Origin of the sequence: Dokdonella sp. (genome assembly GCF_019634845.1) — a bacterium.
Taxonomy (GTDB): Bacteria; Pseudomonadota; Gammaproteobacteria; order Xanthomonadales; family Rhodanobacteraceae; genus Dokdonella_A.
The window spans coordinates 58,700-71,638 of record NZ_JAHCAQ010000013.1; the positions used below are offsets into that span (position 1 = coordinate 58,700).

Annotated in this window: 10 protein-coding genes; 5 read left to right on the top strand and 5 right to left on the bottom strand. The window is 70.1% G+C overall.

The window, feature by feature from the left end; translation table 11 throughout:
- Positions 1-219 precede the first annotated feature (219 nt).
- The 3 genes from KF903_RS10505 (at position 220) to KF903_RS10515 (ending at position 2,892) form a co-directional block, all read left to right on the top strand.
- Positions 220-462, top strand: a complete 243-nt coding sequence (locus KF903_RS10505; protein WP_291214394.1) for a zinc-finger domain-containing protein — start codon at positions 220-222, stop codon at positions 460-462.
- A complete protein-coding gene (locus KF903_RS10510; RefSeq protein ID WP_291214396.1) occupies positions 459-1,565 on the top strand; it encodes a glycosyltransferase in 1,107 nt (368 codons plus the stop codon). Before KF903_RS10505 ends, KF903_RS10510 begins: the two co-directional genes overlap by 4 nt.
- Positions 1,566-1,629: 64 nt before the next feature.
- Positions 1,630-2,892 (top strand): O-antigen ligase family protein, encoded by a 1,263-nt coding sequence (locus tag KF903_RS10515; RefSeq protein WP_291214398.1) that lies wholly within the window; start codon positions 1,630-1,632, stop codon positions 2,890-2,892.
- 63 nt (positions 2,893-2,955) lie between these two features.
- Here the strand turns inward: KF903_RS10515 and KF903_RS10520 are convergent, their stop codons facing one another.
- The 3 genes from KF903_RS10520 to lpxL are packed head-to-tail and all read right to left on the bottom strand — an operon-like array spanning position 2,956 to position 8,084.
- Positions 2,956-4,347 (bottom strand): DUF3999 domain-containing protein, encoded by a 1,392-nt coding sequence (locus tag KF903_RS10520; RefSeq protein ID WP_291214400.1) that lies wholly within the window; start codon positions 4,345-4,347, stop codon positions 2,956-2,958.
- The gene (locus tag KF903_RS10525; RefSeq protein WP_291214402.1) at positions 4,344-7,112 is read right to left on the bottom strand and encodes a DUF2339 domain-containing protein; all 2,769 of its coding nucleotides are present in this window, start codon (positions 7,110-7,112) and stop codon (positions 4,344-4,346) included. The genes KF903_RS10520 and KF903_RS10525 overlap by 4 nt, the downstream gene beginning before the upstream one ends.
- 51 nt (positions 7,113-7,163) lie before the next feature.
- A complete protein-coding gene (gene lpxL, locus KF903_RS10530) occupies positions 7,164-8,084 on the bottom strand; it encodes an LpxL/LpxP family Kdo(2)-lipid IV(A) lauroyl/palmitoleoyl acyltransferase (protein WP_291214404.1) in 921 nt (306 codons plus the stop codon).
- A 140-nt stretch (positions 8,085-8,224) separates the two neighbouring features.
- Between lpxL and waaA the strand changes: the two genes are divergently transcribed.
- Complete coding sequence (gene waaA, locus KF903_RS10535; protein WP_291214406.1) at positions 8,225-9,508, top strand: lipid IV(A) 3-deoxy-D-manno-octulosonic acid transferase; 1,284 nt, start codon at positions 8,225-8,227, stop codon at positions 9,506-9,508.
- 25 nt (positions 9,509-9,533) lie between these two features.
- On the opposite strand, the gene KF903_RS10540 is transcribed toward waaA, so the two are convergent.
- Together KF903_RS10540 and KF903_RS10545 are read right to left on the bottom strand one after the other, a co-directional pair.
- Positions 9,534-10,922: a TolC family outer membrane protein gene (locus KF903_RS10540; protein ID WP_291214408.1), complete on the bottom strand. Its 1,389-nt coding sequence runs from the start codon at positions 10,920-10,922 to the stop codon at positions 9,534-9,536.
- Between the two features lie 40 nt (positions 10,923-10,962).
- On the bottom strand, positions 10,963-11,622 hold the full coding sequence (locus tag KF903_RS10545; RefSeq protein ID WP_291214410.1) for a protein-L-isoaspartate O-methyltransferase: 660 nt from the start codon (positions 11,620-11,622) through the stop codon (positions 10,963-10,965).
- A gap of 584 nt (positions 11,623-12,206) precedes the next feature.
- Between KF903_RS10545 and KF903_RS10550 the strand changes: the two genes are divergently transcribed.
- On the top strand, positions 12,207-12,890 hold the full coding sequence (locus tag KF903_RS10550; RefSeq protein ID WP_291214412.1) for a TetR/AcrR family transcriptional regulator: 684 nt from the start codon (positions 12,207-12,209) through the stop codon (positions 12,888-12,890).
- Positions 12,891-12,939 lie beyond the last annotated feature (49 nt).

A 12,939-nucleotide genomic window follows, 5' to 3' on the forward strand; every position in this document is an offset into this window, starting at 1 on the left:
TCTAAGCCGGTTGCCGCGACGGCCGCGCCCTGCGCGCGTCACGACGTGATCGTGCACTGCATCACGATCCGGCGATGCGCCGCGCTGGCACGTATCGTGCTTGTGATCTCGATGGCGCAGTCCCGGCAGGCATGGCCGGCCGTGCTGCGCCGACGCCGCCGGTCCGCCGTGGCGCGGCGTCGCCCCTGCTAGACTTGGGTTTTTTCGATGGAGCGTGCGATGCGTCCCAATCCCGCACTGGAGCGGACCGTTCCGGCCAACGCGCAGCGCCACTACAAGGTGGCGGCGAGCGACCTGACGCTGAGTTGCCCGATGCCGGGCATGTCGCTGTGGGATTCGCACCCACGCGTGTTCCTGCCTGTCGCGGCCGATGGTGGCCGCGTGCGCTGCCCGTATTGCAGCGCCGAGTACGAACTGGCCGATTACCGGCCGAGCGCATTGCCGCTGACCGAGTGGGCATGAATGGGAGACGCCTGACCGTAGTACAGCTCGTGCCGGCGCTCGAAGCCGGCGGTGCCGAGCGCTCGACGCTGGAGATCGGCCAGGCCCTGGTCGCAGCGGGACACCGCTCGATCGTGGTCTCGAGCGGAGGTCGCATGGTGAGCGCGCTGACGCGCGCCGGCAGTGAGCACATCCAGCTGCCGATCGCGGCCAAGTCGCCGCGCAGCTTCGCCCAGTTGCCGCGCCTGCGCGCGTTGTTGCGCCGGCTCCATCCCGACATCGTCCATGCGCGCTCGCGCATGCCGGCCTGGCTGGCACGACTGGCGCTGCGCGGCGTGCGCGGCGCGCATTTCGTGACGACCGCGCACGGCCTCAACTCGCCCGGATATTACAGCTCGGTGATGGCACGCGGCGAACGGGTGATCTGCGTGTCGAACACCGTGCGCGACCATCTGCTGCGCCATTACCGCATTGCCGACCCGACCCATCTGGTGGTCATTCCGCGGGGCGTGGATCCCGAGCAGTATCCGTATGGCTGGCAGCCCGACGACTACTGGCGTGAGTGGTTCTTTGCCGAGTTTCCGCAGCTTGCCGGCGCGCCGCTGCTGACCTTGCCCGGTCGTGGCACGCGCCTCAAGGGGCATGCCGATGCGATCCGTCTCGTCGCCGACCTCAAGGCGCGCGGCATCGCGGTGCGGCTGCTGCTGCTGGGCGTGCGCCAGACGGGGCGCGAAGGCTATGTCGCCGAGCTCGAACAACTGGCGCGGCAGCTCGATGTGACCGACTGGGTGGCACTGAGCGCGCAGCGCGACGACACGCGCGATGTCTACGCCGCCTCGAGTCTCATCCTCCAGCTCTCGGTCAAGCCCGAGTCGTTCGGTCGCACCGTGATCGAAGCCCTCGCCTTGTGCAAACCCGTGCTCGGTTACGATCACGGCGGGGTCGGCGAGCTGCTCACCGATCTGTATCCGGCCGGTCGCGTCGCACTCGGCGATCGTCAACGGCTGACCGAGCGCGCCGCCGAACTGCTGCGCGCGGCACCGCCGATCGCGCCGCTCAGAAGCTACCGCCTGGCCGACATGCAGGCGGCCACGCTCGCTCTCTACGCCGAATTGGCGGCCTGAAGCCGGCGCGTGGCGGCTGCCGGGCGCGTCTTACAATGCGCCACCCCTCGCCGCGGAATCCGCCTTGAACGCCCTGATCGCCGGACTGCGCCGCTCGTGGCCCCTGCTGCTCGTGCTGGCGCCGCTGCTGTTGCTGCCGGTCGGGCGCACTGCGGAACTGCCGCTCGTGCTGATGGCTGGTGCGGGCCTCGTGCTCGGCCTGCGTCGGCGCATCGATTGGAGCGCGCCTGCGGTATGGCTCGCGCCCGCGCTGTTCGCCTGTTATTGGGTGCCGGCTCTGCTGTCGACCGCGGCGGCCGTGGCGCCAGCCAAGACCTGGTCCACCGTTGCGGTCACGCTGCGCTTCCTGCCGTTCGCCGTGTTCGTCGCCTGGGCGCTGCGTGACGCCGCGCAGTGGCCGCGCCTGCTGGCCAGTGCCGGCGTGATCATCTCGCTGTGGGCGCTCGATGCCTGGCTGCAGGCATTGACGGGCTGGAGCCTGGGCGGCCCCGCCGAGCGCGAACGCATCTCGGGCGTATTCGGCGCCGGCAACCTCAAGCTCGGCCCGACCCTCGCGGTGCTGGCGCCGTTCGTGCTGCTGGCCGCGCGTACCCGTTGCGGTGGACGCGGCCTCGCGGTTGCCATGGCGCTGCTGGCGCTGCCGATCCTGCTGGCCGGTTCGCGCGCGGCCTGGCTCGCCTACGCGATCGTGTTGCTGGCAGTGCTGTGGCGACACACGCGCGACGCACGCCGCTTCCTGTGGTCGGGCGCCGCGCTCGCACTCGCCGCGGCCGCGTTGTTTGCGGCCGCATGGCATGGCTCGCTGCGGCTCGACGCGCGCGTCGAGCGCAGCCTGCTCGTGCTGCACGGCACCGAACAGGCCATCGACCAGGCCAGTGCCGGCCGCGTGCGCATCTGGCGCACGGCGGCGGCGATGATCCGCGCGCAACCGCTGACCGGCGTCGGCGTGCGCGGCTTCCGCTATGCCTATCCACGCTACGCCGCGGCCGACGATGCCTTCGTCGACACCAGCAGCGACACCGGCGCCGCGCATGCGCACCAGATCGTGCTCGAGGTCCTCAGCGAAACCGGCCTGGTTGGCCTGATGTGCTGGCTCGGTGGTGTCTGGTTGGCGCTGCGCGGTTGGCGCCGCGCCGCGTCCGCGGCGCGCGAGCGCGCGCTCGCGCCGGGGCTGGCGCTGCTGGCGATGTGCTTTCCGCTCAATACCCACCTCGCCTTCTACTCGGCGTGGTGGGGCCTGTTGTTCTGGTGGTTGCTCGCGCTGTATTGCGCGGCGCTCGCGTCATCGCCCGCCGTGCCCGCGCGCGCGAACGGCGAGCGTGGTTAGCGGGTCGCCCTGCGGGCCTGCATCGGCGCCTTCACGCTGCCTGCGCAGGCTTGCGGCAGGCGTTCAGCGGCGCGGCTCACGCAACATGCCCAGGGCCAGTGCCCCGACCAGCACGGTGCCGGCCAGCAGCGTGATCCACAACAGCCAGCGCGACCACGAGATCGGCACCGGTGGTGCCTTGAGCACGCTGTCGCCCCCGCTCGGCACGCCAGATCCGATCGTCGCCAGCGGCGGCTGCCATTGCGCGCCGAGCTGCGCGCGCAGGCTGGCCAACGCGGCATCGACCGGATAGTCGGGCAGGCGCGCGCTGGCACTGCCGACCACGAGCGAGTAGGGCGGCTTGCCTTCGGCGAGGAACACGAAGCGGTCGGGTCGGAACGCGACCTGCACGCGCGGGCTGGTCGCCAGCGGCGCGCCGGTGCGCAGCTGCAGGCGGCCGAGGCGGGTGTCGCTGGCCAGGCGGACATCGTCGTTGCGCAGGCTGTTGCCGCCATTGTCGAGGCGGAACGCGGTGGCCTGCGCCAGTGGCGTGGTGCGTCCGCCGTTGCTGCCCGCGATCGCGAAGCGGGCCACGCTGTTGTCGCTGGCCAGTTCGATGCGCACGCGTTCGACCGGCAGCGTGGCCGGCAGCGCATAGTCGAAGCGCTGCGTCGTGCCGGCAGCATCGTCCGCGGTTGCGGCGTCAGCGGCGACCGACTGCGCATCGACCCACACCAGCGGCGGCACCTCATCGCTGCGCGAGCGACAGCGGATCTGCGCGCGCAGACCCTGCAGGGCAGCACCAGTGTCGCTGCGCTGCAGGCGCAGGTATCGGGTGCGTACCCCGCCGAGCGCGAGGTCATGGCGGTCGAGGCGGTCGCCACCCTGTTGCAACGCGAACACGGTGCCGCTCGCCAGTGGTCGCCAGTTCTGCAGGTCGTCGCTGGTGCTCAGTGCAAAGCGTGCCACCACGTCGCCCTGCGGCGAGTCCCAGTTGAGGTCGAGCTGTTCGAGGGTGCCATCGAGCGCGCTCGCATCGAGCAACCAGTCGCGCGCTCCGGCACTGGTCGCGGGCGTGCCGTCGGCCTCGTGCAAGTCGAGGCGGCGCAGCCGGCCACTGCCGTCGCGCTCGACCAGCAGGTGCAGGTCGGCGCCATTGCCGCTGGGCATCGTCGCGGCGGGCAGGGCCAGCATCGGTACCGTAGCGCGGATCTCGTGTTCGGTGGTGACCGGCGCCCGGCTCTCGCGCGCCAGCGGCACCAGTTGGCCGTCGGCATTGAACACCGCGATGTCGCGCAAGGTCGGATCATGCACGTGCGCGTACACGGCGGGCGTGAGTTCGACGCGCCAGGCATTGTTGGTGCTGGCGCTGGGCAGTTGCAGCGGAAACAGCCAGGCATAGTCGCGCGGCGTGCGCGCCAGTGCAGCGGGCATGGCCAACGCGATGCCGAGCAGCAGCACGGGCACTTTTTTCATGTCGATTTCTCCGCGGCGAGTGCGCGCGGCGGCGCCGGCGCGAAGTAGCCGACGATCGTGCACAACAGGCCATAAGCGATGAACGAGGCGATGCCGAACAGGTTGCCGAGCCGCTCGCGGTCGACCAGCATGAGCTTGGCCAGCACCACCGCCATGAGGATCGCGGCCGCCAGCCACAGGGCGCGTTGGCCGCGGCGCGAGCCGACGATCCAGCCGATCACGCCGAGCACGCTCCACACCAGCGTGAGCGCCATCTGGGCGGGGTTGGAGTTCCACAACTGGTCGTCCCACGGCACGCCGCCGAGCTGATGGGTCGCGCGCAGTGTGGCCGCCGTAATGAAGGCGAAGCCGGCGCCGGCCAGCAGTGGCGCGCGCAGCGGCGCCGCGCTGGCGGCCAGTTCCGCATCACCGAGCCAGCGCGCGAGCAGTGCCAGCGTGGCCAGCTGGACGAGCTCGACCGGGTTCAGCAGCGGCAGCCACGGCAGCGGTGTGCTCGCGCCGTCATGCCACAACGTCAGCGCGAACAGGCAGCAGGCGAGCAGACCCAGCTGCAGCAGCAAGGCGCTGCGCCACTGCGCGATGCGCGCGGACAGCGGCACGCCGAGCCAGCGCGGGCGCAGCAGCGCCAGCGCCCAGGCCGCGAGCAGCGGCGTCACGAACAGGGCCAGGTCCCAGCCGCTGCCGAGATTGGCGCCGAGCGCCACCCGATGCAGGGCGAATCCGGTGAACAGGACCCAGCTCCACACCCAGCCGCAGTGCGCGACGGCCGCGGTGCGATCTTCGCGCTGGCCGAGCACGGTCAGCGCGTAGCCGCCGCCGACCGCAAACAGCGTCAGCGCGGCGAGCCCCCACCCGGCGAAGGGCTGCACCTGGCTCACGCCGAACCACAGCGCGACGCCGATGCTGGCGATGCAGGCGGCGGTGACCGTCATCGCCGTCGCCGATGCGCGCAGCCGGCGGGTGGCCAGCGCCGCCAGCGCAGCACTGACCGTGAGCCAGGCCAGCAGTGCCGCGCCATGCTCGCGCGGCGGCACGAAGCGGTCGATCTCGCGCAACGCGGCGGCGCACCACCACAGCAGGCCCCACAGGTAGAACAGCAGCGCACGCCGGTTGCCACCCGCGCGCAGGTACAGCCACGCACTGGTGCAGCCGGCGAGCGCGAGCAGCAGTGCGCTGACGCAGGTCGGATTGGCCAGCGCGCGCTCGTGGGGCTCGAACTGCAGCAGGGCCCCCGCCACGAATGCGCACGCAGCCAAGGCCTGCAGCACGGTGCCGGCGATCTGCGGCAAGCGGCGTTGCTGGCGCAGCCCGAGCCAGATCAGCGCGGCACCTTCGAGCGCGAATGTGCTCGCGGTCGCGCGCGCGCTCAGCGCGAGCGGCACGGCCAGCGTGGCAAAGCCGACGGCGAGCACCGCGAAGGCATCGCCGAGCAGGCGCTGGCGCGGGCGTTGCCACCAGGCCAGCAGCAGGTACAGCGCGGCCGCGGCCAGTGCGATCAGGGCCAGCGGCATGCGCTCGCCCTGCAGCAGCGCCGCCTGCAGCGAGAACGCGAACAGCGGGTTGCCGAACACGAGCGTGCCATCGACGAGATCGCGCTGCGTGGCGCTGCGCCGTGCGCCGTACAGGATCGGCACGGCAAGGTAGATCGCGAAGAACGCGAGCAGGAAAGGCTCGGTGCTGGCCAGCAGCGGCCGCTCGTAGCGCAGCACGCCCCACGCGGTGCCGATTGCGAACGTGAACAGGAAGCCGAGCAGGTTCAGCACGCGCCACGATTTGTATCGGGCAATGGCCAGGATCGCGAGGTTGAGCACGAGGTAATAGGCGAACAGCGCAACGTGGTCGCCGCCGCCGGTCGCGATGAGGATCGGTGCGGCGAAGCCGGCCAGCAGCCCAAGCACGGCAAGCGCGAGCGCGTCCTGCAGCACGGCCAGCATGCCGGCGCCGGCGACCAGCACGATCAGCAGCGCGAACGCCGCGCTGGCCGGCAGCAGTGGATAGAGGCGGAATGCGGCGAATACCGTGAGCAGCAGGATGCCGATCGCGCCGCCCTGCAGCGACAGCGCGAACGGACGGCGCGCGTTGCGCACGCGCCAGCCGAATGCGAGGGCCGCCATCGCGGCCGCGGCGATGCCGCTCAGACGCAGTTCGATCGGTACGCGCAGCCAGCCCTGGTCGGCGGCGTACTTGAGCAGGGCCGCGACGCCGGCGAACAGCACGAGCATGCCGATCTTGACCGGTACGTTGCCCTCGCTGAACCAGCGGCGGATCGTGCTGCCGGCGCGGTCGAACCAATCAGGCTCGCTCCTGCGCACGGCCGGTGCTGCGACGGTGGTGGCGACCGTTGCCGGCACCGGCAGCGGCGGCGCGGCTGGCCGCGCTGCTCGCGGCGGCAGTGGTGGCAGTGGTGGCAGTGGTGGCGGCGGCGCGATGATGGTCGGCGTGTCGCTGGTCGCCGCTGGTGGCGCCGGTGCGATCGCCGGCGTGGCACCGGGGGCCGGTGCCGGCGGTGTCGCTGCCGCAGCGGGATCGGGCATGGGTGCGGTTGCCGCATCGGCGCCAGCGCGCAGTCGACTCGCGGTGGTGCTGCGCAGCGTGTGCAATTCGCGCTGCAGTGCGTCCAAGCGCTGGCGCAGCGCGCCCAGCCGCACGTAGGCGATGCCGATCGCGAGGCCACCAAAGAAGCCGAGTGCGAGGTCGGTGTCATTGCCGCTCGCGCCAATGACGAGGCCCGCGATGCAGGCACCGAGGATGATCAGAAATCCCATTGCACTGTCCTCCGGCGACAGGGCAGGGGGCAGGCCTGCATCCTGTGCGGATCAATCGTACCGTGAGGGTGTGCCGGGTGGGCAGGTCTTGAAACGCTTGTGGAGCCACAGGTACTGGCTCGGCGCCTCACGCACCATGGCCTCGATGCGGGCGTTGATCCGCGTGGTGTCGGCGACCACGTCCGCGCTCGGGAAGTCGGGCAGCGGCGCTTCGAGGCGGATCGCATAGCCGTCGGCGGTGCGGCGGTGGAAGAAGGCGATCACGGCGGCGCCCGACAGGCGTGCGAGGTGATGCGTCGCCGTGATCGTGGCGGCGGGCACGCCGAAGAACGGTGCGAACACGGCATCCTTGCCGCGCATGTCCTGATCGGGGGCATACCACAGCACGCCGCCCTGCTTGAGGTGGCGGATCGAGGCCCGCAGTTCGTCCTTGGTGAACATCGCCTCGGCGTAACGCAGGCGCGCGCGCTTGATCGCCCATTCGAACGCGGCGTCGGCGTGCACACGGTACATGCCGGCGATCGGGATGCGGCGCGACACCAGTCGCGCGCACAGCTCCAGATGCGAGAAGTGCGCGCCGACCAGCAGCACGCCACGCCCGGTGGCACGGGCGGCAGCGAGGTGCTCGAGCCCGTCGAAGGTCACCGGGACGCGTGCGATCGCGGCATCGCTGCCGAGCCAGGCCAGCGCGAATTCGGCCAGCATGCACCCGGCATCGCGCAGGTTGTCCTCAAGCAGGTCCGCGCGCGCGGCCGCTTCGAGTTCGGGAAAGCACAGCGCGAGGTTGGTGGCCGCGACGCGTCGCCGCTCACCGGGCAGGCGCGCGATGAGCCAGCCCAGGCCACGGCCGGCGCGCATCAGCGCGCCGCGCGGCAGGTGCGCGAGCAGCCAGATCAGGCCCAGCCCGAACCAGGCCGGCCAATGCAGCGGCGACAGCAGGGCGGGTCGAAACGGTGGCGGGCTCGCTGGCATCGCCGCGATTATGCGCGAGCATGCCGCTTCTGTGGACTGGGTCACGCCCGCCGGCCTGTCTACGAAGCCTGCCGTCGTGCGCCGTCCTGCCGCGCGATCGCGGCCGCTATACTGCCGCACCTTCCAATGCGCGCCGCCTCGTGCTCCAGCGTTTCTTCTACGCCCTCGCGCTGTACCTGCTGACGCCGTTCGTGCTGTACCGACTCACGGCGCGCGGCATCAAGTACCACGGCTATCTCGCGCGCTGGCGGGAGCGCTTCGGCTTCTTTCCCGATCCGCGCATCCACGACAGCATTTGGGTGCATGCGGTGTCGCTGGGCGAGGTCAATGCGGCGCTGCCGCTGATCGAGGCACTGATGCAGCGCTACGGCGACTCACGCTTCGTCATCACCACGGTGACGCCGACCGGTTCGGAGCGCGTGCTGCGCGTGTTCGGTGATCGCGTGTTCCATGTCTATCTGCCCTACGACCTCACCAGTGCGGTACGGCGCTTTCTCGATCGCGTGCGGCCACGCTTGGCGTTGATCATGGAGACCGAGATCTGGCCCAACCTGTTCATCACCTGTCGCGAGCGCGGTATTCCGATCGTGGTCGCCAATGCGCGGCTGTCGGAGAAGTCGCTGCGCGGCTATTGGCCGATCCAGCCGCTGGCGCGGCGCGCGATCCGCTGCGTCAGCATGGTGGCCGCGCAATCGGGCGCCGACTATGACCGCCTGCTGGCGCTGGGCGCGATGCCCGAGCGCGTGGCGACCGTCGGCAACCTCAAGTTCGACATGGTGGTGCCGGCCGGCGTGCGCGAACGCGGCGCGGCATGGCGCGAGGCTGCTGGCGCGCAGCGCCCGGTGTGGATTGCGGCCAGCACCCACGAAGGCGAGGAGATGGCGGTATTCAAGGCGCATGCCGAAGTGCTGCGCCGCTTTCCCGATGCGCTGCTGCTCATTGCGCCGCGCCACCCTGAACGATTCAAGCCGGTGGCGGCCGCCAGTCACGCCTATGGCTTCAACACGCGCACGCGCAGCGAGGATGGCAACGCCGATCCGGTCTGCCAATGCTTCGTCGCCGATTCGATGGGCGAACTGCTCGACTTCTACGCTGCGGCCGATGTCGCCTTCGTCGGTGGCAGTCTGGTGCCGGTCGGTGGTCACAACCTGCTCGAGCCGGCTGCGCTGGCGCGGCCCGTCATCGTCGGTCCGCAGACCTTCAATTTTGCCGAGGTGACGCAGAACCTCGTCGATGCGGGCGCGGTGCTGCGCATCGACGATGGCAGCGACCTCGGTGCCGCCGTGCTGCGCCTGCTGTCGCGCGACGCCGAACGCCGCAGCATGGGCGAGGCGGCGTTCACGGCGGTGGAACGCGAGCGCGGCGCGGTGGCGCGCACGATGGCGCTGGTGGAGCGCGTGATGGGCGCGTCGGCGCCGCCCTGATGACCGGTCCACGCGCCCGCTGGCTTCACTCGAGCAGCGCGTTGATCGCTTCCAGGTCCTTGAGCTCGACCACGCCGGCGGCCTGCTTGAGCAGCAAACCGTTCATCACGAAGGCATGGCGAGCCGCCGAATACTGGCTTTGCGCCTGCAGCAGCGTCTGCTGGCTGATCAGCACGTCGACGATGGTGCGGGTGCCGACCTCGTAGCCGGCGCGGGTCGCCTCGACCGAACTCTGCGCCGACACCACCGCCGCGCGCGTGGCCTCGACCGCGCTCGCGCCGGCGATCACCGAACGGTAGTTGTTGCGGGTGGCGGCCTCGACCTGGCGCCGATTCAGCTCGAACTGGTCCTGGGCGAAGTCGCGCTGGTGGATCGTCTGGCGCACGCGCGACTGCGTGTAGCCGCCGCTGAAGATCGGCACCTGGAGGCTCAGCATCACGGTGCTGCCCCACTTCGGGTCGCCGGCATGGTTGGGCGCGGAGGGATAGCCGTTGTAGCGCGTGTCACCCCAGGTCGGTGCGCGACCATAGGTGAGCGAGCCATTGAGTGTGGGCAGATGACCGGCGCGCGCGCTGTTGATGTTGGCGTTGGCGGCGTCGACGTTGTAGGCCGCGGCCTGCAGCGACGGATTGTGCGCCAGCGCAACCGTGACCCAGGCAGCCGGATCGTCGGGCGTGGGATGATCCAGCGGAACGTCCTCGCGCAGGTGCTTGAACTCGCCCGGTTCCTGGTTGGTGAGCTGGCGCACCGTTTCGCGCGCGGTGTCGACCGCGTTGCGGTTGTTGATCACGGTGGCCACGGCCTGGTCGTGCTGCGCCTTGGCGTCGTTGACGTCGGTGATTGCCGCCAGGCCGACGTCGAAGCGCTGCTGCGCCTGCTCGAGCTGGCGCGCCAGCGCCTTTTCGTTGGCATCGGCAAACTTCAGTGCGTCGAGCGCGGTGAGCACGTTGAAGTAGGCCTGTGCGGTGCCGACCAGCAACTGCTGCTGAGCCGCATCGTAGGTTGCCGCGCCGGCCTGCGCCGTGTAGCGACTGGCCTTGAGCGCGGTCCACTTGCTGATGTCGACGATACTCTGGTTGAGAGTGGCGCTCGTGCTGCGGGTCCGCGTGGAGTGCGTCACGCCGTCGACGGTGACGTAGCCCAGGCTCGGGTTGAGCGGATCGACAGGCATCTGCAGACTGCCGTTTTCACCGGAGTGGGCAGCGGAAAAATTGAGGTTGATGCCGATCTGCGGCAGCAATTGGGCGCGCGCCTGGTCGACGTTTTCGTCGGTGGCGAGCTTGGTCGCCTGCGCACCCGCCAGCGTCGGATCGCTGCTGCGCGCGAGCTGGTAGATCTGCAGCAGGTCTTCGGCCTGGGCGGCAGTGGAACAGGCCAGCAGCAGGGCCAGGGGCAGGATGCGGATACGGGTCATCGGGGAGTCCTCGGCAACGGGAATGCGGAGTCGGCGCGGGTCACAGGCTGAAACGGCGCGGCGGCTCGGCGTTGTGCAGGTAGGGGACATCGGTTTCGAACAGGCTGCGCTGCGTCCATTGCGCCGGGCCCTCGCGCGTGGCCAACACCGCCTGCAGCGCAGGCGATTCGCCGACGAACGCGAACAGCCGGCCGCCCGGTCGCACGCAGGCGCGCAGTTGTTCGGGTATCGCGTACACGCCACCGCCAAGCACGACCACATCGAAGGTTTCGCTGGTGCGTGCTTCGCCGAGTGCGTCACCCGTCTCCACGCGCACGTTGCCGATGTGGGCGCTCGCCAAGCGCTTGCGCGCCGCGTCGGCGAGGTCGGCATGGCGCTCGACGCTCGTCACCGACGCCGCAAGGCGTGCCATGCAGGCCGTCAGGAAGCCACTGCCGGTGCCGACTTCGAGCACGCGCTCGTCAGCGGCAAGCGCCAGCGCTTGCAGGATGCGACCTTCGATCACGGGCTTGAACATGAACTCGCCATGGCCCAGCGGCAGTGCCATGTCGGCGAAGGCGAGGTGGCGCAAATGCTCGGGCACGAAGGCCTCGCGACGCAGCTCACGCAGCGTGTCGAGGACGCGCACGTCCAGCACCTCCCACGGACGAATCTGGTTTTCCACCATGGTGTGTCGGGCCAGTTCGGTATCGATCGACATGTGCGGGTTCCTGGCAGTGCGGGCAAAAGAACTGGAAAGGATAGGGACATGTCACCGCGTGGGCAAACGCATCCTTGGCCACGCGGTGGGCGACTCGTAGTGCCGGAAGTCACCGCGCCTGGCGTACCGGTCCGGCGCCAGCCGCGGGCTGTCCACCTGACCGGACACGGACACGCCGGACACGGTTGCCAGTGTACGGTGCGGCCCGCTGCCCGCGTGTTGCGGCCGGCCTGCGGCAGCGTGGTCGCGGCACCCTGCTCGATGGCGCTCGCGGCCGAACCTCAACCACCACCAGCAAGAGCCATGCCAGTCGCCATGCTGCGTGTTGCGGTGGCAAGCACCCCGCGTTTGCGGGGTGCTCCCGACCGCACCGGCCCGGTCGCGGGGAGGGAGGTGATCCGGGACGGTGCGGCGAGAGACTTGAACCGGCAGCGGCGACCTGCATCTTGACCTTCGACAGGGCGCCCACCGGAGCGGCGCACCACAATCGAGGGTCGCAGACATGCCGCATCGGCATGACCATTAGCAAACCAGCCGGTATAGTATCGAAACCAGCCTTCCGCAACCAGTGTCGTTCGTCATCCATGAAACCTGCCAGCGCCAATCCCAGTGTTGCCAGACCCTGCGGCCCGGGTCGTCCCAAGGACCTGGAGAAACGCGCCGCGATCCTGGCCGCCGCCAAGCGGTTGTTCCCTGACAGCGGTTTCGAGGGCACCAGCATGGATGCGATCGCGGCCGATGCCGGCGTGTCCAAGCTCACGGTGTACAGCCATTTCCGCGACAAGGAGACGCTGTTCACGGCGGCGATCCGCGAGCGCTGCGAGGAGCAGATGCCCGAGGCGTTGTTCGATGTCGACTTGCAGGGGCCCGTGCGCGGCCAGCTGGAGGCGATCGCGCGCGCGTTCTTCACACTGGTCGCGGCACCCGAATCGATAGCGCTGCATCGGCTGTTGGCCTCGGGCTCGATCGCATCGGCCAAGCTCGCGCAGTTGTTCTGGGAGGCCGGCCCGCAGCGCCTGCAGACCGGCTTCCAGGCCTTCCTGCAGCAGGAAGTCGCGGCCGGTCAACTCGTCATCGCCGACGTTCCGCGTGCGGCTTCGCAATTCTTCTGCCTGCTCAAGGGCGAACTGCATGCGCGCCTGTTGTGCGGCTGCCCAAGCCAACCGTCCCAGGCCGACATCGACGACCACCTGCGTGCCAGCGTCGACATGTTCCTGCGTGCCTATGCGGCCCGCTCGCCTGTTGCAGGCGGCGCGCCGAGCGCCTGACACGATCGCCGTCGGCCCGATGGCGGGCGCCTGACGCCGCGGCGTGGAT